Below are 25,188 nucleotides of genomic sequence, written 5' to 3'. Positions count from 1 at the left end.
GATGAGCAAAATGTATAAAGTGGAGATTGTCACACGTCCAGCCAATTTTGAAACATTAAAGGTGGAGCTTGGAAAGATTGGTGTCACCTCAATTACCTTTTCGAATGTGCACGGTTGCGGCCTACAAAAGGGACATACAGAGCTATACCGCGGCGTCAAAAAGGAAAGCAATGTGTACGAACGATTAAAGATTGAAATCGTCCTAAGCAAAGTACCTGTCGAACTGGTCGTAGAAACAGCTCAAAAGGTACTTCGTACAGGCGAACCAGGGGATGGGAAAATTTTTATATATGAGATAGAAAATACAATCAACATTCGGACAGGTGAAGAAGGGCCTGCCGCCCTATAAACCATCCTCCGCCAAGTGCGGAGGATTTTTTTAAGACAGAAAAAACCTCTGCATAATTCATACACAGAGGTTGCAAGGCTTTAAGATTGTTTTGTTTCTTCAGATTGACTGCTGTCTTTAGAGGAATCAGAAGACTTTTCTTGATCAGAGGATTTCCCCTTCTCATCAGACTTTTCTTCAGATTTTTCTCCAGCAGGCTCTTTGGCCTTATCTTCAGCAGCAGGTTCCTTCGTTTTTTCATCAGCTTTTGGCTGAGCAGGTTCTTTTGCTTCTTCCGTCACTTCTTGCGCGGCCTTTTCAATAGTCGAAACAGGCTTGTCAATGAAGCTAAGTGGATTAAGCGCTAAACCTTCCATACGAATTTCAAAATGCACATGGTTGCCGCTTTCAGCACCATAAAGATTTTTACCAGAAGCACCGATGACATCATTCTGCTTCACTTCATCGCCTTCTTTGACACTCACTTGTGACAACGATTGATAAACAGTCGATAATCCATCTTCATGTTCAATTTCAACGACGTGACCGAGAACTGGATCTTTTTTCGCTTGAACCACTGTTCCACTAAGAGCAGCTGTGACATCAAACACTTTGCCATCTTTATCTGCAAGATCAATACCTTTGCTCAAGGTATAGGTGTTATTATAGTTTACAAGTGCTGCTTCTTTTTCTTTTTGATCAGCATCTGCTTCATAGAACTTTTTCACGACAGAAACATTATCAGAATTCTGGACCGGCATTGCAACATTTTCAATTGGCTTTCCAACTTCAACGGCATCATCACGCTGTTCTTGCCCTGTTTGATTTCCATCAGATAGTTGGTCTTTCACATCTTTTGATACAGCTTGGTACCAAAGAACGGCTGTTAACACGACCGCTGCGCTGACCAAGTAAATAGCAGGGAATACCCAGCGCTTACGGAAAAATTGCTGAACTTTTGTGATTTTGGAAGTACGTTTCTTTTCTTCCTCTCTCATTTTTCATCACCTCAGCAACATTCTGAACACTTTTCAAAAAATATATACACACGAAATCATTTTTCTTTTTATTTTGCGCAATCGCACCAATAATATGTATGATGAATGAAAAAAAGATGGGGGACTTTATTGTGAAAACTTTCAACCGCATAGCAACAGAAGATGATCTCAAAGCGATCGTTGATATTTACAATTCAACCATTGCTTCAAGAGAAGTAACCGCCGACATAGAACCAGTTTCAGTTGAAGACCGCCGGCAATGGTTTTTGAATCATTCAGAGAAAAGACCTCTCTATGTGAAAACAGATGAGGATGGACATATCTACGGCTGGCTCAGCTTTGAAACGTTTTACGGAAGACCTGCATACAACGGGACCGTTGAAATGAGTATTTACTTAAACCAAGACGATCGAGGGAAAGGCTTAGGGTCACTTTTCTTACAAGAGGCCATTGAGTTGGCACCTTCATTAGGCATTCGAACGTTACTTGCCTTTATTTTCGGGCACAACGAAGCCAGCATTCAATTATTTAAAAAGCACGGCTTTGAGACATGGGGTCACCTGCCACGTATCGCAGAAATGGACGGCAGCAGGTACGATTTAGATATTCTAGGAAAAGAATTATAAAACGAGCGTCTCTCCAACAAAGAGACGCTTTTTTATGAAGCATGTAACAGCTGTTCAAACTGTTTCGCATTTTGAAGAGATTTTCTTTGCAGGATGATGCCATGTTCATCCATCAGAATCGCTTGCGGAACAACAGTTACCCCATACAGCTCCATGATTTGCGAAGAGCGCACATACACAGCTTGATCAGGCAGCAATTGAAGAAGCGATGCATCATCTCCTTGTTCATCTCCATTGATCAAAATGAATTGAGTATCGTCGCTAGAGATGTGCTGCTTCATATCAGACAAAATGCTTTTGCATGTCATACAAGTAGAGTTCACAAATAACAGCATCACGGCTCTTCCGCTCTGCAAATATTCCTTTAAAATGACCTTATCCCCTAAATGTGTATAGCTTCGAAATAACGGCGCCGCATCACCAACATCCGCTTCCTTTAATTCAATCCCATCAAGGGTTTTGATTTTATTCATAAATTTTCCGATAAAGCGGGCAAGCAAAAACACCACAGCCAGCTGAGCAATGACAATGAATAACACAATAATCAGTAGAATATCTGTCATTTCACTTGGTCTCCTTCTATAAATGATTCAAATTGATTCCACTTTCTTTTGAACATCATGATGTCTTTTCCCACCGCTATAATGAAACAGACAGCCACTGCAATCAGAAAACAAATAATGTGAAATTGCCATGGAATTGTTTCTACATAGGAATGCACATAAAACAAGCCAATCACAAGAGCCAGCATCGACACATTACGAATCACAATTCCCCAGTGAAGACGGTCATTTTCAAGTAAACCTCCACAGCCGCATGAAATGTTACGATGTCCTCTCAATAAATTGAAAGTGACCGCTCCAGTATAGGTACATAAAAGTGCTGTAAGACCAATCGCAGGTACAAGAGACATGTTCCATACGAACAATAGACCAGTACAAGCCAATTCAATAGTCAAAAACAAATAAAACATTGGCGCCGTGAGCGCAGAAGGCAGCAGCCGATAAGCATTCATCTGTTGCATATGCGCCGTTTGTTTTCTCACTTTATCAAGCCATGCACCTGCAAAGATGATTCCTAAGAAATAGACACCTATAAAATAAAAGACACTCACCTTACGCCATCTCCTTTTGTTGAAATAGTTGAGATTGTGCCTCATAAAGCCTTTTGTACTCTCCACCTAGCGCCATCAGCTCTTCATGGTTCCCTTCTTCAACGAAAGCACCATCTTTCATCACGATAATGCGGTCTGCTAAGCGGGCCGCTCCCATACGGTGTGTGATAAACAAGACCCCTTGATCCTGCGTATGATCGAATAGCTTTCGAATGAGTGAAATCTCCGATAGCGGATCAAGAGCAGAAGTCGGTTCATCTAAAATGATAAAATCACTTTCTCTAAAGAAGGTTCTCGCCATCGCAAGCTTTTGCCATTGTCCGCCAGACAGTTCATGACCTTCTTCAAAAAACCGGCCAAGCTGCGCATCGTATGTTTCTTCCATTTGATGAATTCTTTTCTCTATGCCTGCTTGCCGCGCAGCTGACACCATGCGCTCTTCCTCATCTATTTCGTCGATACGGCCAAATCCAATGTTTTCTTTCACAGTGAATTCGTACTTCATAAAATCTTGAAAAAGGACAGCCATTCTCGCATGATATGATTTTTTATAAATGGTCGAAATAGACTCACCATTGACCTTTTGCATATTCGGCTTGTCTGGATCATATAAACCGGTCAAACATTTAATCAAGGTCGTCTTACCTGATCCGTTATCCCCCACCAATGCAATGCGTTCACCTTTATTGATATGAAAATGTATATGCTCAATAGCAGGCGTTTTCATATTCGGATAGGTAAAAGAGAGGTTTTCTAGCGTAATGGACTGAATACACTCAATCCTCCGAAGCGATGCCCCTTTCTCTGTCTGTTCATCAATTTCTTCTTCTCTCTTTTGAAAAGTTCTCATTTCATTAATATAGAGACTCGTTTCATATAAACTAGAACATTCCCTCGTTAAGTCCTGAAAACCACTTTGAATATTTTGCACAGCTTGCAGCACAGCGACAAACGTACCTGCTGCTAATTTCTTTTGAAAGATAAGAAAGACAATAAAAAGACCGCAGCACACATAGGCAAATGTCATAAGCAATCCGCCCGCCATCTCCCAGCGAACCTGCCGTTTTAGTAATTTATATTTTTCATCTGCACTTTTTACATAATGACCTTTCCATTTTTGAAGAAGATAATGTCCTATTCCATATAAACGGATTTCCTTCAATGAATCTCGCTGTACAACAAGGTCGGACACATACATTTCTCTTCGATCGTTAGCAGTTAACATGCGGTTTAATTGATACCGCGCGCCTCCAAAGAAGAGCTCAATCCACAAGACAGGCAGGGTAAATAAGATCAGAATGACCGCCAAACCCCAATGGATACCGATCATATAAATGAGAAGTGATACAACAGTAATCAATGCGCTCATGATTGTAAAAATACTTCTAACCATACTCAGAACATGCTGATGACTGTTCATCACACGTTGACTTTCATTATAAAAAGACGGATGTTCAAATGTAATATATGGCAGCCTGATTGCCTTTTGAAGCAATTCACCCTTCAAATGCAAACCAATCAAATTTGTCGCTTTTTGCTGACTAAGTTGAAGAATGAATTGAAGCCCATATCCTAAAACCACAATGACCATTTGCAACCCAAATAACCTTAAGACCTTTTGAATGTCTCCTGAAGAAGTCATGAATAAAATAATTTCATTAATCAATGTTTGAATAATCCAGACACTAGCCAAAGGCATAAAACCAACGATCACTTGGATCAATAGAGTTAACAGCAGATATGATCGACTTCTTTTCCAAGTATAGGAGATTGCATATAAACAATGGTTCACTGTACTCATCAAACGCTCCACCTTACACCATTTAGTATAATTGACATATTTTTGATATTTATATTATGATAGCTCTGCGTAACTTCATTCTGAGAGGACGATAACGATGAATTCAATCTTACTTTTACAGCTCACTCTTATTCTTTGCAGTCTTTTATTGACGATCGGAATCATCATCTATTTAAAACACCAGATGGAATTAATCATCTTACCGATCCAGCATGTCGGACAAAAACTTGTTCATCCGCTAATTGAAAAACCATCACCTATTCAAATGAATGATTTGCTGCAAACCAATCACAAGCAACAGCTGCTTATATTCACTGACACAGCATGTCCGCACTGCATCCCATCACTGGAACAATTCCTAGAAACGAAAAGGCAGCGTCAATTAGACATTTCTTTTAGTATTTTGCTAAAGAATGGGCAAGAAGAGGATCAAGAATTATATCGTGATAACCAAACCAACATGCAAATTATCTCAGTGGACGAACAAATGATAGGCGCCTTTCATATTGAAGAGTTTCCATATTACATCTTGGTAGAAGAAGATGAAACAATCTCATATGCAGCCCCTTTTCCGGATGGTCTTTATTCAAGGATTTCTGCAAAATAAACATAAATGAGGCATGTGAAGACAACAAACACACGCCTCGTTTTTTTATTGGTGTGGATCTGCCTGAACATCCTGATCCTTTTCCCTTGCTGCGATTTCACTCGCTCCACTTGAAGCTGTCGCTTGTTCCTCAGCTTGTTCAAACTCACTGCGAGCCTCATTTGAAATGTCTACTTGGTCACCATGCTGATTCACAGTAACAGACGAAGAAGACGATTCTTTTTGAACCTCTTTCTCTAGTTCCTTTAATTTAGACACATGAAGCTCTAAATCTTTTCCTTGCTGAACTAGAGTCAGTTGTTGAAATAATGCCTTTCTCTCTTCTGGAGAATGGTCGCCTTGAACAATTTTCGCAGCTTGGTTTAAAAAAGAATTTGATGTTTGACCCGCTTGACGACTGTTTGACGTCTGCACAGCATTTGTTAAAAATGAAATTGAAGATATGCTCATGCGTTCACATCCTATTAAATAAAATCCTTGAATTTAGCAGCCACATCTAACGCGTTCTTGGCTAGTACATATCTCACCTGTATCACGATCCACGTAGTAACGGAAAGTTCCAACACCTTGAAGGAAACAAGTTGGCGCTGATTTACATGAAGTGACTAATTTTTGTAAAATACATCTTGAAGCTGCAGGTTGAACATTGGTCATTTTGTTTAAGAAACGATCTAACATATGAATTCCACCTTCCAATTTTTATGGTAATACAACACAATAATAACCAATTAAAAGACAACTAACAACATATTTTGATAAATTTACTAATTATTTTTAACTACTAATCTTATTTATGACATAAACTGTCGTTAAAATTTATAGTAAATGTTACTTTTTTCTTATTTGAAGATAATTTATTTATCCATAAATAGTAAAGTGAAGATAGAAATATTTTTTAATTGCTCTACATTCACTCTTCCTAAAGTACTACTTGCTCAAGTATGATAAAGAGTGAATACATAAAGGAGTGAACACCATTGCAACAAACTGAGAAAATCATTCAATCTCTTCATTCGATCACAAAGTGGGGAAAAGTTGGTAGTATATTTCTCTATATTTCAGGCGGCCTAGCTATTCTTATTGGTTTTTGGCTTGTTCTTCCTGCTGCCCTTGGCGTCTTCCTCATTATGATGGGAATCCATGTACAAAAATCTGTAAACGCAGCTGAACAATTAATTCAAGCTCCTGATACTTCTTATGAAGAGTTATTAGAACAATATGCTAAGATGATGAAAATGCAGACGCTATTTGCCATATCAAGTATTGTCACAGTCATTCTCTCATTCATCGCCATTATCTTGATGCTGATATTAGGTGGCCTAGCCTTTCTTCAAGAAATTCCTAGTGACGTCCAGCAATACGAAGGTGAATACGAACAAGAGCTTGGTGACTTTTATTAATGGAGAGGGGTATCAATGAACATTCGATACCCCTTTTGTTTGATCATTTGGCATTATTCATCCTACTAAGCTTGACATTCCGCCTTGATCATTTTAAAATACAAATCGTAATCATTACGAATTAAAGGAGGATCCTATTACTGATGCGCGTAAAAATTACCTTAGCCTGTACTGAAACGGGTGACAGAAACTATATCACAACAAAGAATAAAAGAACGAACCCGGACCGACTGGAGTTAAAAAAATATTCTCCTCGGCTAAAGAAATATACCCTTCATAGAGAAACAAAATGAATTTTTTAGGCATTAAATCGTAATCATTACTTTTTAAGTGAGGCGGAAATCAAAATGAGTATTGTCAAAAGGACAGAAAGAAATGAATAAGCGAATACCTGTTACAGTATTAAGCGGTTTTTTAGGAGCAGGAAAAACAACAATATTAAATCATGTCCTACAAAATCGTAAAGGGTTAAAAGTAGCTGTGATTGTCAATGACATGAGCGAAATTAATATTGATGCAGAACTAGTCAAACAAGGCGGTGAGCTCTCTCGATCAGATGAGAAGCTAGTTGAATTGTCTAATGGTTGTATTTGCTGCACATTGAGAGAAGATTTGTTAATCGAAGTAGAACGCCTGTGTAAGACTGGTCATATCGATTATATTGTCATTGAGTCAACAGGTATTAGTGAACCAATTCCAGTCGCGCAAACTTTCTCTTATATTGATGAAGAAATGGGAATAGATTTGACACGCTTTTGCCGGTTAGACACGATGGTCACTGTTGTAGATGCGAATCGTTTCTGGACCGACTTCCAGTCAGGAGAAAGTTTATTAGACCGTAAACAAGCCGTTTCCGATGATGACGAACGAGAAATTTCCGATTTACTTATTGATCAAATTGAATTTTGTGACGTGCTGATTATAAATAAATGTGATCTAGTATCAAACTCAGAATTAGATCGACTTGAGCGCGTGCTGACCACACTTCAACCAGAAGCATCTATCATCAGAACCTCAAAAGGTAAAGTACAGCCAAGTGACATTTTGAATACTGGTTTATTTGACTTTGAAAAATCCAGTGCTTCTGCTGGCTGGATCAAAGAAATCAACGCCGGGCATTCTCAGCATACGCCGGAAACAGAAGAATACCAAATCTCATCCTTTGTTTATGAAAGAAGACTCCCCTTCCATACTGGCAGGTTAAATAATTGGTTAGATCAGATGCCAGAGCAAATAGTTCGCGCTAAAGGATTTACATGGCTTGCCACACATCATGATTTAACCATTTTAATTTCACAGGCCGGAAAATCTGTTGCGATTGAACCAATTGCATACTGGATTGCTGCCTTGCCTGAGCAAGATAAGGCACGGATATTAAAGCAAGAACCAGAGCTTCTTGAAGAGTGGGACGCAGAATTTGGTGATCGGCATACAAAACTTGTGTTTATCGGCGTAGATTTGCCTAAAGCAGATATCATTCGCACACTAGATCAATGCTTACTCACACCTGAAGAATTTGATCAAGATTGGACTACATTTGAAGACCCCTTTCAATGGAAAATCCAACATTAAAAAAGGAGGGTTTTAAGTGGCAAAGAAATCTAAGATTGCTAAAGAAAAAAAGCGGCAGCAGCTTGTATTGAAATATGCAGAATTAAGAAAAGAGTTAAAAGAAAAAGGTGACTATGAAGCTTTACGGAAATTACCTAGAGACTCTTCCCCTACCCGTTTAAAAAACCGCTGTGAATTAACCGGCCGCCCTAGAGGTTACTTACGAAAATTTAAAATGTCTAGAATTGCTTTTCGTGAGCTTGCCTATAAGGGCCACATCCCAGGAGTAAAAAAATCGAGCTGGTAAAGATTGAGTTGATCTTATCACAGCTCTCATAAAAGTAAAGTAGCAAAAAATGTTTAAAATTCTATTTTCCAGGCATTTCTAAACCTTTTTGAGCTACAAAATAACATTTTAAAAACCAGCAGAGTTTCTGCTGGTTTTTTATAATGACTGGATTCATAAGATGAATAGACCTATTTCAAAAAAAGATTGTCAACAATGATTATGACTTTTTCTCTTCTTTTCAAAAATACATGATCATGATACTTTGTTGTCACTACCCACCGATGTATGACATTTCAACTTTTTTCTGATCTTTCTTCTGTTCTCTCTCGGCTGAATATTGATCATGTCTATTCGACCATAGTTCCTTCAATATATTCTTTATATCTTCATTATCTTTAGCCGAGCGAATCACCCGTTTCAGATCAAAACCCGACGATGCAAAAAGACATGTAAACAATTCACCGCGAGCAGAAAGCCTCGCTCTGTTACATGTTCCACAAAAAGCATCTGAAACAGAAGAAATAATGCCTATCTCTCCTGAACCATCTTTATAAAAGAATCGGTTGGCTACTTCACCTGGATATTGAGGAGGTTCTGGTTTGATAGGAAATGTTGAATCAATTAGACCAATGATCTCTTTCTTTGTCATGACATGCTCTAGATTCCATTTGTTCGTATTTCCAACATCCATAAACTCGATAAATCTGAGAACATGTCCTTCTTTTTTAAAGTAAGCTGCCATTGGTAAAACATCCTGATCATTCACACCTTTTTGAACAACCATATTGATCTTAATAGCAAGTCCAGCTTTTTTTGCAGCCTCAATCCCATCAAACACTTTTTGGATAGAAATATTCCTTCCGTTCATTTGCATAAAACGGTCAGGATTTAATGAATCCAAACTAATGGTGACTCTCTGAAGACCTGCTTTCTTTAACTTATCAGCATATAAAGGTAAAAGCGTTCCATTGGTTGTCATAGCAATGTCTTCGATTCCTGGAATTTTTGAGAGCTTTTCTATTAAGATAGGCAAATCTTTTCGCATTAAAGGTTCACCACCCGTGATGCGTATTTTCACCACACCTAAGTCCTTTGCAAAAAGGGTAGCAAGCTGTTCAATTTCTTCGAAACTAAGCAGTTCTTCTTTATTCAAAAAAGGATAATCTGGTCCAAAAATTTCAGCAGGCATACAGTACGTACATCTAAAGTTACAGCGATCTGTTACTGATATTCTTAAATCGCGCAATGGTCGATGTCTCTTATCCAATATACTGTCCATACTTTGCCTCCTATTCTGTAATACGCTGATGGTGAGTGTAGATATTAAAAGATTTTCCTCTGACGAATCCAACTGTCGTGATATTTAATTCTTCTGCCATATTAAGCGCCAGCTCAGTAGGTGCTGATTTTGAGATGACGATCGACACTCCTAGTTTTGCTGCCTTCAATAAAACTTCTGACGATATCCGGCCGCTAAACACAAGGATTTTATCTCTAAGTGGAATTCGATGAAGTAAACAGTATCCATAGATTTTATCTAAAGCATTATGTCTTCCTATATCAGTTCTAGTGATGAATAGCTTCTCTGTGTCACACAGTCCAGCATTATGCACACCACCAGTATGTTGAAATAATTGGCTTTCTTCTTGTAAACACTTCATTAGATGCATACAGGTTTCAGCAGAAATGTTGATTCGATCAATGGCTGTTTTTGCCGTTTTCACATCTTGGAGAAAATAAAAGTGTCTCCCTTTCCCACAACAAGAACCAATCACTCGCTTTGTAAAATCTGATGACTGAAATCCGCTTGGGTGAACTAAATCAACATATGCAAAGCCCATACTTTCATCTATTGTAAACCTTTTAATCTCATTTTCAAATCGAATGACTCCTTCTGAAGCTAAAAAACCGATAACCAATTCTTTCAAATGATCTGGTGAACAAACAAGTGTCACAAATTCCTCTCCATTCACGATCACAGTTAAAGGGAATTCTTCTACAACTTCATCTGTTTTGCAAGTAAATTGGCCTTCACTGTATTGGTGTATGACTCGTTTCTTTTTAACAGAAGGATTCATTGTATGATCTTCCTTTCAGCACAAATTTAGTTATATGATCCAATCAAATTATGATATTATTTTAAAAAGTCATAAAATTGTAACATATTCCTATCTTATCAAACTTTTTGATTGCTTTATATGGGGGGAACAAAATGAACAAATCGAAAAATCGCTGGCTCATTGCAACAAGTGCTGTAGGAATTCATTTATCTATTGGGTCTGTTTATGCTTGGAGTGTTTTTACGAATCCTTTACATCAAGCTTTTCAGTGGTCATTGACAGAAATAAGCTTGACCTTCAGTATTGCTATTTTATTTTTAGGATTATCTGCTGCTTTCATGGGGCATTTCGTTGAAAGGTATGGTCCAAGAGCATCGGGGCTTTTCTCAGCCATTTTCTTCGGTATCGGAATGACAGGATCAGGGTTCGCTGTCCACATGTCCTCACTCCCTCTCCTCTATTTATTTTATGGTGTACTCGCTGGGATAGGATTAGGAGTAGGTTACATTGCACCTGTATCAACTTTAGTGAAATGGTTTCCGGACCGAAGAGGACTTGCAACCGGCTTAGCTATTATGGGTTTTGGATTTGCTTCTCTTATTTGCAGCCCAATTATCCAATATCTCATTGAAAAAGTGAACATCGCAAATACCTTTTACATTCTTGGAATTTCCTATTTTATGATCATGGTGATCTCATCTCTTTATTTATCACCACCAACATCTGAAGACGTCAAACAGTTTGACGTGTTAAAAACAAATCAAAGAAAAATCCCTCAGGATTTATCACAGCTTACAGCAAATGAAGCGATCAAAACACGACGTTTTTATTATTTGTGGCTCATGCTCTTTATTAATATCACATGCGGAATTGCCATTATTTCAGTTGCATCGCCTCTTGCACAAGAAAGTGTTGGATTCACTGCAGGTGCTGCAGCTGCCCTTGTTGGTATTTTAGGTGCTTTTAATGGTTTAGGGCGGATTGGCTGGGCATCCTTCTCAGATTATATCGGAAGGCCGAATACGTATACAATCTTCTTTAGTATCCAGCTCATTGCCTTTCCTTTACTCCCTTATTTAAAAGAACCGCTCGTCTTTTCAATCGTGATGGCGATCATTTATACGTGCTATGGAGGAGGGTTTGCTTCAATTCCAGCCTATATTGGGGATTTATTTGGCACGAAACAACTTGGTGCCATACACGGTTATATTCTGACTGCCTGGGCCGCTGCTGGTTTAGCTGGACCTTTATTTTCATCCTTTATTCGAGATATAACAGGTAACTACACGCAAAGTCTGATGGTGTTCTCTGGCTTATTTTTCATCGCTTTTATCATATCTCTTCTCATACGGAAAGATATTCAACAGCTTAGAGAAACAAACCTTACTGCTACTTCTTCTGTCTCAGCCCGACCTTAATTTGAATTTGACAGAATCACAATCTAAAGGTAATTTTTAGATATGAAAACGCTTCATAAAGTAATAGGAGGGTGATGATATCATGGGGAAAACAAAACATAAGGGGCCTATTAAGCTTAATAAAAAACCCTCACCAAAGCTATGGGCCTCTTTTGCGCCTATGGGGCTTGGAAAAGTAAAACCGAAACACATTCGAGATACGATGAAAGTGGCATGGGAAAACAAGGATAATCTCCCCTATGCATATCGTATTTTAACGCAGGGCGTGTGTGATGGCTGTGCCCTGGGTGTTTCAGGGTTATATGACCAAACGCTCGCAGGACCTCATATATGCACCACAAGACTAAATGTACTTCGTCTTAATACAATGCCAGCTATTGATCCAAAATGGTTCGAAGATATTCAACAGCTCAAACAAATGGACAGCACCTCTCTTCGCAAACTTGGCCGTATTCCTTATCCACTGATTCGAAAAAAAGGTGACAATGCTTTTACGCGTATTTCCTGGGATGATGCATTAGATCAAATCGCAGCTAAAATCAAATCAATTGATAAACGGCAGCTCGCTTTCTATTTAACGGCTAGAGGAATTACAAATGAAGTCTATTATACCGCTGCGAAGGCAGCTCGCTTTATCGGGACAAATCATATTGATAATGCGTCTCGCATTTGTCATTCACCGAGCAAAACCGCTCTTAAACGATCCCTTGGTATAGGAGCCTCCAGCTGTAATTACAACGATTGGATCGGAACGGATGTCTTAATTTTTTGGGGATCTGTCGCAGCAAACAATCAGCCCGTTTCCACTAAATATATGTATGCGGCGAAAAAGAAAGGAACCAAAATTATTGTCATCAATCCGTACAAAGAGCCTGCCATGGAAAAGTACTGGGTTCCCTCTATTCCAGAAAGTGCTCTATTCGGCACAAAAATCGCGGATGATTTCTATCAAGTCAATATAGGCGGCGATATTGCGTTTATGAACGGCGTCATCAAACATTGGTTTGACATGGAGCAGCATGCTCCCCATTCCGCTCTTGATCATGAATTTATTCAAGCCCATACTACCGGCATACAGGATTTAAAGCAGCATGCCGCACAGTTGAAGTGGGAGGACCTAGAAGCATCATCAGGCTTATCAAAAGAAAGAATGAAGGAATTTGCGATCCTCCTTGCCAATGCCAATTCAGGCGTTTTTATTTGGAGTATGGGTCTTACCCAGCACCGCTTTGCAACTGATAATATATCACAGGTCGCCAACCTTGCTATGTTACGTGGATTTATTGGCAGGAAACATTGTGGTGTCATGCCAATTCGAGGGCATAGCGGCGTTCAAGGTTCTGGTGAAATGGGTGCTGATCCATTCGTTTTGCCGGGCAGTGATTTTGATGAAGAGAATATTGAAAGAATCGAAAAAATTTGGGGGTTTGACATTCCGAAATGGCATGGTGACACCATTGGGCAATCCTTTGAGAAAATGGCTCTCCCAAAAGAACATCCGCAAAAACTCAAAATGCTATTTACGAGCGGCGGAAACTTTTTAGAAACGATGCCAAATCCAGATGCGATCGAAAAAGCTTTATCTGAGCTTGAACTCCGTGTCCATCAAGATATCATTTTGAATACCTCTACACTTGTAGAGGCAGAAGAGACGGTAATTGTTCTGCCTGCTATGACAAGATATGAACAGCCAGGCGGCGGTACATCAACTAGTACGGAACGCATGGTATATTTCAGTCCAGAAATTGAAGGACCTCGTATTGAGGAAGCCAGAGCAGAATGGGACATTTATATTGATCTTGCAAAAAGAGTCCGGCCAGAAGATGCTGAGCTGATTCATTTCGAAACGGCTGAAGACATTCGCCGTGAGATTGCGGTCGCAAATCGAAACTATGACGGCATCCAGCATTTGCGTCATAAAGGAGACGTTTTTCAATGGGGTGGCGCATGGCTATGTGAAGACGGGGAGTGTCCAACACCGGACGGCAAAGGACATCTTCTTCCTGCCCAGCTGCCTCAATACCGAAAAACGGAAGGACATTTTAATATCACGACAAGAAGAGGAAAGCAATTCAACTCCATGATCTATAGTGAAAAGGATGCCTTTAATGGTGGGAAGCGTCATTCTATCTTGATGAATAACGAAGATGCAAAAGAACTTTATGTCCAAGAAGGTGATCCAGTTGTCTTGTTTAATCAATATGGGTCCTATCAAGGAGTGGCTCAATTCGGGGATTTGAAACGTGGCAATATCGCTGTTTATTGGCCTGAAGGGAACGTTTTAATTCCAAAGGGTGTGTATGAGAGCTACTCACAGATTCCCGAGTATAATACGGCGGCAATATTAGAAAAAGCCGAAACTTTTCATGCAAGAAAAGATCAGCACTACGTGGAGAAACGAATTGATGAATTAGAAACTACTTTGAATTGATCTTCAACTAAAAAACAGCTGGGGAAAACAATCCCCAGCTCCCATTCATATCCTACTGACCAAAAGCGCTCGCTTCATTTTGTAGAATGTGATTCAATTCTTCGGCATTCGCAGCCGGTTGATATTGTCCACCACCCGCTTTTGCAACAGACTTTAGACTTTTTGCTTCTTTTTCATTCACGTCAAAGCCGATGATATTGACAATGGTGTCAATTCCGTCTTCATGTAATTCCTTTGCTGCTTGTGAAGGGCTTCCTCCACAAGTTTCTTTACCATCACTGACGACATAGACAATATTTTTTCCTTCAGCCTGGTGATCTTCAAAATCTTGTTTCGTATCTGTTAATGCTTTTGCAAGTGGTGTCCAGCCGGTCGGCTTATACACATTCAGTGCTTGCTGAAATGTTGATGGCTCATATGATCCAAATCCGTAAACGGCTTCAGAGCTTCCACAAGAAACTGCTTTTCCTGCATTTTTATTGGTTCCTTCATGACCAAACACACGTAGCAGGACTTGTGTATCTTCTGATAAAATACTTGCGAAGCTTTGAATAGAACGTTTGGCGATATCGATTTTCTTTTCGCCTTCAACTGATTGTGCCATGCTGCCGCTTAAATCAAGTAATATCACCACATGAGCAGGCTCCTGTTTTGTCACAGCATGAGCTGGTGAAGAAAGAAGCAGGACAAGACTAGCCAAAATGGTTAATACAATATTTCGTTTCATTCATAAAAACCTCCCTTTTTACATTTGTACAGAAAAAGAGAAACGATAGCATACATCAATCGTTTCCCTTTTGTTCAGCAAGTTATTCGTGTAGTTTTAATGATTCTGCCGACAAGATAGAACCCATTTCTTTACCAGTGCTTGCTTGGTAGTATTGGCCTTTACCCGCTTTGGCTACTTGCTTCAATTGACCTTCATAGCCATCGTTAAAGTCTAATCCGATCACATTAACAACAGTCGATCCTTTTGAGTTATGCAATTCTTTTGCTACTTTTACTGGATCTCCGCCACAAGTTTCTTCACCATCAGTGATTAGGTACACAATATGTTTTGTTCCACCATTAAGCTGTTCATCCGTTTGCTTTGCATTTTCAAGAGCACGAGCAATCGGTGTCCAGCCATTTGGTCCAAGTCCGTTTAAAGAGTTTTCAAAGCTTTCTTTTTCGTAAGGCTGTACGCCATAAACGCCTCTAATGACTTCACATGATTGAGCTTTACCTGAATTTTTGTTGTTACCTTCAGAGCCAAACAAGCTCATACGAATTTTAGCGTCTTTTGGAAGTGACTGAGCAAATTTAAATACCTCTTGTTTTGCGAGGTCAAATTTGCGTTCTCCCTCTACTTTTCTTGCCATGCTTCCACTTGCATCAAGTAAGATAGTAACTCTTACATCTTTGTTATGTTTTTTGACTGTAGATGCTTTTGCAAATACTGGTGAAGAGATTGACATAGATAATGTCAATACAGCTAAGGTTACGAGTGTAAATACTTTTTTCAACATCATTTTTCCTTCCTCCTTATGTATTTAATTGAAACATCTTAATCGTAAAATATTCTGTCTTAGAATGGTATAGGACTCGGTCCCTTTTTCTCTTTCATCAAAATCACTAAAAATCTGTCAGTTGTCTAGATATATTCACCTAACACATCATTTTTTCTTTTGTTTTCTCCTTCTTTCGAGGGGCTTTGTATCGGCCATCGGTTCTTGTCGGGACGTAAATGTTTAAGATTTCCTGAGGTGCGTCTTAAGTCGCAAATTGACACATTCTGTTCAAACCTCTTGGAACACAAAAAAAGATGCCCCATTTCTGAGGCAACTTTGCTTTATTTTTTAGCCATATACGTGTTGAGAAAACGTTCAGCTGATTCAATTTGAATCCCTTTATAATAATGTTTCACGATAGCCTCTACTTTTTTGCCTGACTGTGCCATATAGTGCGCACCATACTGACTCATTCCAACCCCATGGCCATACCCTTTTGTCGTAATGATAATTTGCTGGCCCTGTCGTTCCCATGTAAAGTCCGCTGAATGAAGTCCTAGTGACTCTCGAATGTCTCTGCCTGTCAGTGTTTTACCGTTTATTACGGCTTTCGCTACTTGATTTCCTGGCGTCCGTTCTACTATCTGTCCTACCTGAGCCTGCTGAGTGAGCGTCACACCTAATTTTTGCTGAAATTCACTAACTGTGATGGTTTTCTTATTTTGAAATTTTGGCGATTTTTCGTCCCATTTACTTGAGACACTTTTCAAATATGGGATTTCGTTTTTCCAATAAGCTTCGGCATTTTCCGTTTTTCCGTTACTTGTTGAAAAGAATGAGGCATCAATTGGCTTCTCATCATAAGTCAGCACTTTTCCTTGTGTGCTGGCGACAGCTTCTGTGACTTTTTTTAACTTCCAATTGTACGCTTTCCCCCAAATTTTCTTGAGTTCCTGCTTGTTTTTATAAACTTGGAACATTTGGGTGTCATCTACAAGAGAGCCCTTTGGTGATTTGACGGTCTTATCGATGATCATTTGTCTGACGATATACGTTCTTGCAGCGAGTGCCTGTGCCTTGAGTGCTTCCATTTCAAAATCAGCTGGCATTTCAGACGCTACGACACCGATCACATACTCTTCTAAGGGGATGTTTTCTACCTGCTGATGAGCTGAACGATAGACGGGGATAGCGACGGGTGATTGCTTCAATTTGACTGTACCCTTCACTTCTTTTTTAACTGATGGCTCCGCTGATACATGCTGGCTTACCTCCGGTTTCCCTTGAAACGTCGGCAACACAAGTAAAGTTGGAATCATTAAAATAATGATGCATATTCCTGCGATTGTCCATATCATTGGTTTCATATTTGGCTGCCCCCATTTGTCATTGAATCTCTTTTATCCTATGGGCGGGGACAAGCTAATATGACAGCTTCTTTCATTCAGTGGACAAGTCTTTTGATGAAGATATGAGGCTGTTTATCAACTGATTTTACTGTTCGTCTTTATGAATAAAATTTAAGATGGTTGGATACACTAATGATAAGCTTTAAAAATAAAGCATTCTATGATTCTAAAAAAAATCAGCATGCCCCATGGACACACTGATTTCTTTATAATTACGCGTTCAGATCTGATACAACTTGTTCTTGTGTCACATCTGCTGTTTCATCGTTTACTCTTTCAATATCTGCACCGATTGCTGCAAGCTTCTGGTGGAAGTTCACATAACCACGATCGATATGCTTCAACTCCGTGACACGTGTATGACCTTCTGCTACTAATCCAGCAAGTACAAGTGCTGCTCCTGCTCTTAAATCAGTCGCTGATACTTCAGCACCTTGAAGTTGAACCGGCCCGTTGATAATCACAGAGCGACCCTCAATTTTAATATCGCCATTCATGCGGCGGAATTCTTCAGCATGCATAAAGCGGTTTTCAAACACCGTTTCTGTAATCATGCTTGTTCCGTTCGCACGAAGCAATAGCGCCATCATCTGAGATTGCATATCCGTTGGGAAACCAGGATGTGGCATTGTTTTTAGATCGATTGGCTTGAGCTCAGATGGTCCAATGACTCTTAAACCTTCTTCTTCTTCAATGATCTGAATACCCATTTCTTCCATTTTTGCTACAAGTGATGTCATGTGCTCTGGCACTGCGCCCTTTACAAGAACATTTCCTTCTGTAATAGCTGCTGCCACCATGAAAGTACCTGCTTCAATTCTGTCAGGGATGATGTTGTGTTTTGCACCGTGAAGTGTTTCCACACCTTCGATTTTGATTGTACCAGTACCAGCTCCGCGAACCTTACCGCCCATGGCATTGATGTAGTTTGCCAAATCAACAATTTCAGGTTCTTTTGCTACGTTTTCTAAAATCGTTGTTCCTTCAGCTAATGCTGCTGCCATGATGATGTTTTCAGTTGCACCGACACTTGGGAAATCCAAATAGATTTTCGCACCTTTTAAACGGCCTTTTACTTCAGCCTCGATGAAACCATTTCCTACTTGAATTTTAGCTCCCATTGCTTCAAAGCCTTTTAAATGCTGGTCAATTGGTCTTGAACCAATCGCACAGCCTCCAGGTAATGCAACTCTTGCATGACCTGTTCTTGCTAAAAGTGGTCCCATGACGAGCACAGACGCTCGCATTTTACGGACATACTCAAACGGAGCCTCAGTTTCTAGTGCATGAGATGCATCCACTGATACTTCGTTATTTTCAAAATGTACTTCTGCTCCTAAATGACGTAACACTTCATTGATTGTATATACATCGGAGAGCGTAGGTACATCACAAATTACGCTTTTTTCTGTACTTGCTAACAAAGATGCAGCGATAACTGGTAAAACGGCATTTTTTGCGCCTTCTACTTTAACTGTGCCGTTTAACTTTTGACCGCCGCGGACGATGATTTTTTCCAAGGTCTTCCCCTCCGCGTCCCAAATTCTCTATATTAATATTCAGTCGTTACGATTGGTGTGCCAACCGTAATCGTATGATTTTCGTTCATTTCCGAACTTCTGATGGCAATTTGAACATTCATTTTATCATTTGAAGTCATAATGAACTGTTCCCACTTATCTGTGTAAGCGGAAAGCGACACAAAATTAGACTCAACGAGATACTCAACTGGTTTTGCTTGAAATTCATTTGCTAACGTTTCAGCTTTTTTTTGCAAAACAACATCCATCATACCATTTACATGACCATCGAGACAAGTAAAAATTACAAATTTCTCTTGTAATATGCTTTTTGCATGACGTACGAACTGATCATATGTATGCTCCCAGGTATTCAGTGGGCGAGCACCTTTTTGCTCATATAATAAATACGACTTTTGATTGGATTTTGTGTCGGTCTTCACGAGTAAAATTTTCGATAAAGTATCATTTTTTTCATCTTTGTAAATTCCTGTGACTTTGGTGACATGTTTCTCTTCTTTTTCGGTCCACTCATACTGTCGTAGTTCGTCTTTCAAACGTTGCACTTTTTTTGAAAATTGTTCGGATGAAATGTCTACATTTGTTTTGGCGTGAAGGGTCCATCCATCTACTTCAATTTGCTGGTTTTTCAGACCTTCTGCTATTTGGGCGAGCGGAGAAGATTCTTCCGCACGAACACCTTGAATCATCAGAACAAAAAAAAGAATAAACGCAAATAATGGCCAACCTTTTACATACTTTCTCACTTGTCATTCCCCCTTGCTACAAGTGTTGCCGCAAGGAGGTCTATGCATACGTGGAAAAGTCATCAAAGGCCGTACTTTTGACGCTTCTTTTTACGTTCCCGCATAAGGTAGTGACCAAACCTTTTATGTTAGAACATATAAGGAATTTGTCTAGAGAAATTTAAGTAATCAAGGAAGAAATTGCTGACTGCAGATGCGATGGCAATGGTAATGAGCATCATCAGCAATCTTGCCTGAACGATTTTCCCTTTTTTAATCAGTGGATCAATATTTACGGCAAGCAATGCCCACCATGTTACCGCAATAAAAAACAGGTGGATCACAATACTCACGATGGCTTGTTGTCCTACGTCTTCCATACAGTTGAATCCTCCTTTTATTTATTTCTGTAAAGGAAAACTCCCTTTCATTATATCCTCGAAAATCGGAAAGATGAATCATTTGGAAAAAAGAGCTATATTTAGAGTAAATCCCCTCTTATCCTGGTGCCAGGGAGATGATATACTGCGTGTGGAAGGAGCTGAACACATTGAAAGATTCTTTTCCTGACTTTGTTGATTTGTACGGAGAACTGGTTCCCTCATTTGATCATGAATGGGAGGCCATTGCTTTCTACTTTGATTATAGACAGACACAGCTAGAAGAATTAGCGCAATTGTGTCATTTTCATAACATTTCTTTGGATTATTCTGAGGAAAGCCTGTATCAGTTAGAATCACTATACTTTGATGCATTTACCAAGCAGCTGTTTGCTGAGTGGAAAATGCCAATAGATGCATTAGAAGCGATGATGAGTGTGTATATGGGAGAGGTTGTCCTCCGTCATCATTCAGATGCTGACTGGGTCGTGCGGCCTTATATGGACTCTCCGCATCAATATACGCTTGGTTTGCGCCGGCACAATAAAACGTGGCATAGTACGCAGTTTTGCGAGCACTTATATCTTGAAAAACAGGATTCTCACCCGTATGTGTCGATGTACCAATCTCTCATGTCATTCTAAAAAATCCTTCTTATCATTGTGATAAGAAGGATTTTCTGTTTTATTTCCCTGCTACATTTAAACGGTTTAACGCCCGTTTTAATGCGAGTTCCGCCCGGCGTACATCACTTTCATTCGGGTGGTTCAAATGCTCTTCAGCACGCTGTTTCGCTGATTTAGCACGATCGACATCAACTTTATCTGATGTTTCAGCGGCCTGAGCAAGAATGGTTACTTGTTCAGGGCGAACTTCAACAAATCCGCCACTTACTGCAACCAATTCAGTTGATCCACTATGTTTTAAGCGAACTGCACCGATTTTTAGCGGAGCAACCATTGGAACGTGGCCAGCTAAAATACCAAGCTCACCGCTTTCTGCTCTGACACTGACCATTTCCACATCCGCTTCATACACTGGGCCGTCGGGAGTAACGATATTGACTTGAACGGTCTTCATGCTTTTACCCTCCTAAGGACCAGATTAGGCCTCTACACCCATCTCTTTGGCTTTTTCAACCACTTCTTCAATGCGTCCAACTAAGCGGAATGCATCTTCTGGAAGGTGATCGTATTTACCAGATAAGATTTCCTTGAAGCCTTTAACAGTTTCTTTCAATGGCACGTAAGAACCTTTTTGGCCAGTGAACTGCTCTGCTACGTGGAAGTTTTGAGATAGGAAGAATTGAACACGACGCGCTCTGTGTACCACAAGCTTATCGTCCTCAGATAATTCATCCATACCTAAAATGGCAATGATATCTTGTAGTTCTTTATAACGCTGCAATGTTTGCTGCACTTCACGCGCAATGGCATAATGCTCTTCGCCAACGATCTCAGGTGCAAGTGCACGAGATGTTGAAGCAAGAGGATCAACCGCTGGGTAAATACCCATTTCAGTCAGCTTACGCTCAAGGTTTGTCGTTGCATCAAGGTGAGCGAACGTTGTTGCTGGAGCTGGATCCGTATAGTCATCCGCAGGTACATAGATCGCTTGAATCGATGTAACCGATCCTACGTTTGTAGACGTGATACGCTCTTGCAGCTGACCCATTTCTGTTGCAAGTGTCGGCTGATAACCTACCGCTGAAGGCATACGTCCAAGAAGGGCTGATACTTCAGAACCTGCTTGGGTAAAACGATAGATGTTATCGATGAAGAACAATACGTCTTGACCTAGTTCATCACGGAAATGCTCTGCCATTGTCAAACCAGTTAGGGCAACACGCATACGTGCACCTGGCGGCTCGTTCATTTGGCCGAAGACCATGGCTGTTTTTTCGATAACGCCAGAATCTTTCATTTCGTAGTAAAGGTCGTTTCCTTCACGTGTACGCTCTCCAACACCAGCGAATACAGAAATACCGCCGTGTTCTTGTGCGATGTTGTTGATCAATTCTTGAATCAGAACGGTTTTACCTACACCGGCTCCACCGAATAGACCGATCTTTCCACCCTTGATGTAAGGAGCAAGAAGGTCAACAACTTTAATACCCGTTTCAAGAATTTCAACTTCTGTAGAAAGTTGATCAAAAGAAGGCGCTTGTCTGTGGATTGGATCTCTTTGGGCTTCCACACCAAGTGGCTCATCTAAGTCAATGTTATCTCCCAGTACGTTGAATACACGTCCAAGTGTTACGTTACCAACTGGTACTGAAATTGGTTTTCCAAGGTCTACAGCTTCCATACCGCGCTTCACACCGTCTGTTGATGCCATTGCGATGGTTCTGACTGTATTATCACCTAAATGTAGTGCTACTTCTAAAGTTAAGTCGATAGTAACTTCACTTTCGCTTTCCGCTTTATGCGAAACTCTGATCGCATTATAAATCTCAGGCAAGTGACCGTCTTCAAAATGAACGTCTACGACTGGTCCCATGATCTGACTGATGCGTCCTGTTTTCATTGCATTCCCTCCTGACAATTATTTCTATTCTAAGGCAGCTGCTCCGCCGACAATTTCTGTAATCTCTTGTGTAATCGCTGCTTGACGAGCACGGTTATAAGAGAGTGTCAGGTTGTCGATCAATTCTTTTGCGTTGTCTGTTGCACTCTTCATTGCTGTCATCCTTGCAGCATGTTCACTTGCTTTGCTGTCAAGAAGCGCACCGAAAATCAAACTCTCTGCATATTGAGGAAGGAGAACTTCAAGAATTTCTTCTTCAGAAGGCTCAAACTCATAAGATGCGGAACGTTTATTTGGTGTCGCTGCGGCCGAAAGGTCCGTTAGCGGCAATAATTTCTTCTCTGTTACTTCTTGTGAAATGGCACTGACAAAGTGGTTGTAGAACATGTAAAGTTCGTCAAACGCTTCATCAGAGAACATTTGAACTGTACTGCTTGCTAATTCTTTAATATCAGCAAACGCTACTTCGTCTCCAAGCCCTGTTACTTCAGAAATAACTGGAATACCGCGCTTTTTGAAGAAGTCGCGTCCGATTTTACCAATCACAATCACCGCATATTCATCAGCGGATTGATGACGAGATTGAATGGTTTGGTAAGCGGCACGCAAAATCGAGCTGTTAAAAGGTCCTGCAAGCCCCCGATCAGATGTAATGACGAGATACCCTGTTTTCTTGACAGGTCTTGAAAGAAGCATTGGGTGCTTAGCACTTGTTCCAGTTGCGATTGCAGCAACCACTTCCTGGATTTTCTCCATGTAAGGAACAAAAGACTTCGCATTGTTTTCAGCACGATTCAGTTTCGCAGCTGATACCATTTGCATCGCTTTTGTGATCTGACTCGATTTTTTCGTTGACGTGATCCTTGACTTTATATCGCGTAATGAGGCCAAAGATTTCACCACCTTTTTTCAGGAATCCGTGTTCATTTACGTGAAAAGAGAGAAAAAGAGAATCTTTTTCTCTCGGAAAGATTACTAATTAGTTGCTTGGTGCAAACGTACGTTTAAAGCCTTCGATTGCTGTATTCCACTCTTCATCAGCAGGCATGTTTCCTGTTTGAGAGATGGTGTCAAACAAGTCTTTATGGTTTTCTTCAATGTACATGAATAACTCAGCTTCAAAACGTTTGACATCAGCAATCGCGACATCGTCTAAGTATCCTCTTGTAAGTGCATAAAGAATCGCTACTTGTTTTTCAACTTTAAGCGGTTTGTTCAAGTCTTGTTTTAAGACTTCAACTGTTCTAGCACCACGGTTTAATTTTGCTTGAGTCGCTTGGTCTAGATCAGATCCAAACTGAGCGAATGCTTCAAGCTCACGATAAGAAGCAAGATCCAGACGAAGTGTACCTGCTACCTTTTTCATCGCTTTGATTTGTGCAGAACCACCTACACGAGATACAGACAATCCTGCGTTTACTGCTGGACGTACGCCTGAGAAGAAGAGATCAGATTGTAAGAAAATCTGTCCATCTGTGATTGAAATAACGTTTGTTGGGATATATGCAGAGATATCGCCAGCTTGCGTTTCTACGAAAGGCAATGCTGTGATAGAACCGCCACCCTTTTCGTCACTAAGCTTCGCTGCACGCTCTAATAAACGAGAGTGAAGATAGAAAACATCACCAGGGAATGCCTCACGACCTGGAGGACGACGAAGCAATAATGAAAGCTCACGGTAAGCTGCCGCTTGTTTAGAAAGGTCATCATATACAACAAGTACGTGCTTGCCGTTATACATGAATTCCTCACCCATCGTTACACCTGCATAAGGAGCAAGGTAAAGAAGCGGGGCTGGCTGTGATGCAGAAGCTGTGACTACGATTGTGTAATCAAGCGCACCATGCTTACGAAGTGTTTCAACAACACCACGAACCGTTGATTCCTTTTGTCCGATCGCTACATAAATACAGATCATGTCTTGATCTTTTTGGTTTAGGATCGTATCAATTGCAACAGATGTTTTACCTGTTTGACGGTCACCAATGATCAATTCACGCTGTCCGCGTCCGATTGGAATCAAGGCATCAATTGCTTTAATCCCTGTTTGAAGCGGCTCATGTACAGATTTACGGTCCATAACGCCTGGTGCTTCACTTTCGATTGGACGAGTTTTGCTCGTTAAGATTGGACCTAGTCCATCAACAGGCTGACCAAGTGGGTTCACAATACGTCCGATTAATTCTTCACCTACTGGAACCTCCATGATACGACCTGTACGTTTTACATCGTCACCTTCACGGATATCTTTGTAAGGTCCTAAAATCACGATACCTACGTTAGACTCCTCAAGGTTTTGAGCCATACCCATTACACCGTTAGAGAACTCAACCAGCTCTCCTGCCATAATGTTGTCAAGGCCATGTACACGCGCGATACCGTCCCCTACTTGAATGACTGTACCGACATCTTTTACTTCAATTTCAGATTGATAGTTTTGGATTTGCTGCTTTATCAGCGCGCTAATCTCTTCAGCTTTGATACTCACTAAGGT

27 protein-coding genes are annotated in these 25,188 nt (G+C 40.3%); 10 read left to right on the top strand and 17 right to left on the bottom strand.

Translation table 11 applies throughout. The features are described 5' to 3' along the window. Position 1: 1 nt before the first annotated feature. Positions 2-349: a P-II family nitrogen regulator gene (locus C6Y06_RS02035; protein WP_034660252.1), complete on the top strand. Its 348-nt coding sequence runs from the start codon at positions 2-4 to the stop codon at positions 347-349. Between the two features lie 80 nt (positions 350-429). Here C6Y06_RS02035 and spoIIQ read toward each other — a convergent pair whose 3' ends face one another. Further along, positions 430-1,326 (bottom strand): stage II sporulation protein SpoIIQ, encoded by an 897-nt coding sequence (gene spoIIQ / locus C6Y06_RS02030; RefSeq protein WP_003214850.1) that lies wholly within the window; start codon positions 1,324-1,326, stop codon positions 430-432. Between the two features lie 116 nt (positions 1,327-1,442). Here spoIIQ and C6Y06_RS02025 point away from each other — a divergent pair, with 116 nt between their 5' ends. Next, the gene (locus C6Y06_RS02025; protein WP_189288291.1) at positions 1,443-1,952 is read left to right on the top strand and encodes a GNAT family N-acetyltransferase; all 510 of its coding nucleotides are present in this window, start codon (positions 1,443-1,445) and stop codon (positions 1,950-1,952) included. 32 nt (positions 1,953-1,984) lie between these two features. Here the strand turns inward: C6Y06_RS02025 and C6Y06_RS02020 are convergent, their stop codons facing one another. Genes C6Y06_RS02020 through C6Y06_RS02010 form a run of 3 tightly spaced genes read right to left on the bottom strand, consistent with a single transcriptional unit; the run spans position 1,985 to position 4,867 of the window. Further along, entirely contained in the window at positions 1,985-2,515 is a 531-nt protein-coding gene (locus tag C6Y06_RS02020; protein WP_060597477.1) for a TlpA family protein disulfide reductase, read from the bottom strand. Beyond that, positions 2,512-3,066 (bottom strand): MauE/DoxX family redox-associated membrane protein, encoded by a 555-nt coding sequence (locus C6Y06_RS02015; RefSeq protein WP_106036447.1) that lies wholly within the window; start codon positions 3,064-3,066, stop codon positions 2,512-2,514. Before C6Y06_RS02015 ends, C6Y06_RS02020 begins: the two co-directional genes overlap by 4 nt. 1 nt (position 3,067) lies before the next feature. Next, positions 3,068-4,867: an ABC transporter ATP-binding protein gene (locus C6Y06_RS02010; RefSeq protein ID WP_106036446.1), complete on the bottom strand. Its 1,800-nt coding sequence runs from the start codon at positions 4,865-4,867 to the stop codon at positions 3,068-3,070. A 97-nt stretch (positions 4,868-4,964) separates the two neighbouring features. Here C6Y06_RS02010 and C6Y06_RS02005 point away from each other — a divergent pair, with 97 nt between their 5' ends. Next, positions 4,965-5,474, top strand: a complete 510-nt coding sequence (locus C6Y06_RS02005; RefSeq protein WP_034660262.1) for a thiol:disulfide interchange protein — start codon at positions 4,965-4,967, stop codon at positions 5,472-5,474. A gap of 45 nt (positions 5,475-5,519) precedes the next feature. Here the strand turns inward: C6Y06_RS02005 and C6Y06_RS02000 are convergent, their stop codons facing one another. Next, positions 5,520-5,924 (bottom strand): hypothetical protein, encoded by a 405-nt coding sequence (locus tag C6Y06_RS02000; RefSeq protein WP_034660263.1) that lies wholly within the window; start codon positions 5,922-5,924, stop codon positions 5,520-5,522. A 527-nt stretch (positions 5,925-6,451) separates the two neighbouring features. On the opposite strand from C6Y06_RS02000, the gene C6Y06_RS01990 reads away from it, so the two are divergent. From C6Y06_RS01990 to rpsN, 4 genes are all read left to right on the top strand, one after another. Next, entirely contained in the window at positions 6,452-6,874 is a 423-nt protein-coding gene (locus C6Y06_RS01990) for a DUF5362 family protein (RefSeq protein ID WP_034660265.1), read from the top strand. Positions 6,875-7,017: 143 nt separating this feature from the next. Continuing rightward, on the top strand, positions 7,018-7,167 hold the full coding sequence (rpmG, locus tag C6Y06_RS01985; RefSeq protein ID WP_003214771.1) for a 50S ribosomal protein L33: 150 nt from the start codon (positions 7,018-7,020) through the stop codon (positions 7,165-7,167). Positions 7,168-7,249: 82 nt separating this feature from the next. Then, entirely contained in the window at positions 7,250-8,446 is a 1,197-nt protein-coding gene (locus C6Y06_RS01980; RefSeq protein ID WP_106030733.1) for a GTP-binding protein, read from the top strand. A 16-nt stretch (positions 8,447-8,462) separates the two neighbouring features. Beyond that, positions 8,463-8,732: a 30S ribosomal protein S14 gene (gene rpsN, locus C6Y06_RS01975; RefSeq protein WP_025093900.1), complete on the top strand. Its 270-nt coding sequence runs from the start codon at positions 8,463-8,465 to the stop codon at positions 8,730-8,732. Positions 8,733-8,985: 253 nt separating this feature from the next. Here the strand turns inward: rpsN and moaA are convergent, their stop codons facing one another. Next, positions 8,986-9,993, bottom strand: coding sequence for a GTP 3',8-cyclase MoaA (gene moaA / locus C6Y06_RS01970; RefSeq protein WP_034660268.1), 1,008 nt, complete (start codon positions 9,991-9,993; stop codon positions 8,986-8,988). Between the two features lie 10 nt (positions 9,994-10,003). Next, complete coding sequence (gene fdhD, locus C6Y06_RS01965; RefSeq protein WP_106030610.1) at positions 10,004-10,792, bottom strand: formate dehydrogenase accessory sulfurtransferase FdhD; 789 nt, start codon at positions 10,790-10,792, stop codon at positions 10,004-10,006. A 134-nt stretch (positions 10,793-10,926) separates the two neighbouring features. On the opposite strand from fdhD, the gene C6Y06_RS01960 reads away from it, so the two are divergent. Continuing rightward, entirely contained in the window at positions 10,927-12,192 is a 1,266-nt protein-coding gene (locus C6Y06_RS01960; RefSeq protein ID WP_060597484.1) for an L-lactate MFS transporter, read from the top strand. A gap of 82 nt (positions 12,193-12,274) precedes the next feature. After that, positions 12,275-14,623 (top strand): FdhF/YdeP family oxidoreductase, encoded by a 2,349-nt coding sequence (locus C6Y06_RS01955; protein WP_066031620.1) that lies wholly within the window; start codon positions 12,275-12,277, stop codon positions 14,621-14,623. A gap of 52 nt (positions 14,624-14,675) precedes the next feature. Here the strand turns inward: C6Y06_RS01955 and C6Y06_RS01950 are convergent, their stop codons facing one another. The 6 genes from C6Y06_RS01950 to C6Y06_RS01925 form a co-directional block, all read right to left on the bottom strand. Beyond that, positions 14,676-15,350 (bottom strand): VWA domain-containing protein, encoded by a 675-nt coding sequence (locus C6Y06_RS01950; protein ID WP_034660275.1) that lies wholly within the window; start codon positions 15,348-15,350, stop codon positions 14,676-14,678. An 82-nt stretch (positions 15,351-15,432) separates the two neighbouring features. Then, on the bottom strand, positions 15,433-16,131 hold the full coding sequence (locus C6Y06_RS01945; RefSeq protein ID WP_080869567.1) for a VWA domain-containing protein: 699 nt from the start codon (positions 16,129-16,131) through the stop codon (positions 15,433-15,435). A gap of 323 nt (positions 16,132-16,454) precedes the next feature. After that, positions 16,455-17,480, bottom strand: coding sequence for a stage II sporulation protein D (spoIID, locus tag C6Y06_RS01940; protein WP_034660277.1), 1,026 nt, complete (start codon positions 17,478-17,480; stop codon positions 16,455-16,457). A gap of 254 nt (positions 17,481-17,734) precedes the next feature. Further along, entirely contained in the window at positions 17,735-19,042 is a 1,308-nt protein-coding gene (gene murA / locus C6Y06_RS01935) for a UDP-N-acetylglucosamine 1-carboxyvinyltransferase (protein ID WP_034660278.1), read from the bottom strand. Between the two features lie 32 nt (positions 19,043-19,074). Then, entirely contained in the window at positions 19,075-19,809 is a 735-nt protein-coding gene (locus C6Y06_RS01930; protein WP_034660279.1) for a YwmB family TATA-box binding protein, read from the bottom strand. 128 nt (positions 19,810-19,937) lie between these two features. Next, positions 19,938-20,168: a DUF1146 family protein gene (locus C6Y06_RS01925; protein ID WP_034660280.1), complete on the bottom strand. Its 231-nt coding sequence runs from the start codon at positions 20,166-20,168 to the stop codon at positions 19,938-19,940. 137 nt (positions 20,169-20,305) lie between these two features. On the opposite strand from C6Y06_RS01925, the gene C6Y06_RS01920 reads away from it, so the two are divergent. After that, entirely contained in the window at positions 20,306-20,812 is a 507-nt protein-coding gene (locus C6Y06_RS01920; RefSeq protein ID WP_374955720.1) for a hypothetical protein, read from the top strand. A gap of 40 nt (positions 20,813-20,852) precedes the next feature. Here the strand turns inward: C6Y06_RS01920 and C6Y06_RS01915 are convergent, their stop codons facing one another. The 4 genes from C6Y06_RS01915 to atpA all read right to left on the bottom strand — a co-directional run bounded on the left by C6Y06_RS01915 (position 20,853) and on the right by atpA (position 25,182). Then, positions 20,853-21,248 (bottom strand): F0F1 ATP synthase subunit epsilon, encoded by a 396-nt coding sequence (locus C6Y06_RS01915; protein WP_034660282.1) that lies wholly within the window; start codon positions 21,246-21,248, stop codon positions 20,853-20,855. 24 nt (positions 21,249-21,272) lie between these two features. Then, the gene (gene atpD, locus C6Y06_RS01910; RefSeq protein ID WP_034660283.1) at positions 21,273-22,694 is read right to left on the bottom strand and encodes a F0F1 ATP synthase subunit beta; all 1,422 of its coding nucleotides are present in this window, start codon (positions 22,692-22,694) and stop codon (positions 21,273-21,275) included. Between the two features lie 24 nt (positions 22,695-22,718). Beyond that, a complete protein-coding gene (locus C6Y06_RS01905) occupies positions 22,719-23,585 on the bottom strand; it encodes a F0F1 ATP synthase subunit gamma (protein ID WP_034660284.1) in 867 nt (288 codons plus the stop codon). A gap of 88 nt (positions 23,586-23,673) precedes the next feature. After that, positions 23,674-25,182, bottom strand: a complete 1,509-nt coding sequence (gene atpA / locus C6Y06_RS01900; RefSeq protein WP_034660286.1) for a F0F1 ATP synthase subunit alpha — start codon at positions 25,180-25,182, stop codon at positions 23,674-23,676. Positions 25,183-25,188: the final 6 nt, after the last annotated feature.

The organism is Bacillus sp. MZGC1 (assembly GCF_002998605.1).
In the GTDB taxonomy this organism is placed as follows: Bacteria; Bacillota; Bacilli; order Bacillales; family Bacillaceae; genus Bacillus.
The sequence above is the reverse complement of the archived record's forward strand: the minus strand, read 5'-3'. Positions and strand labels throughout refer to the sequence as shown.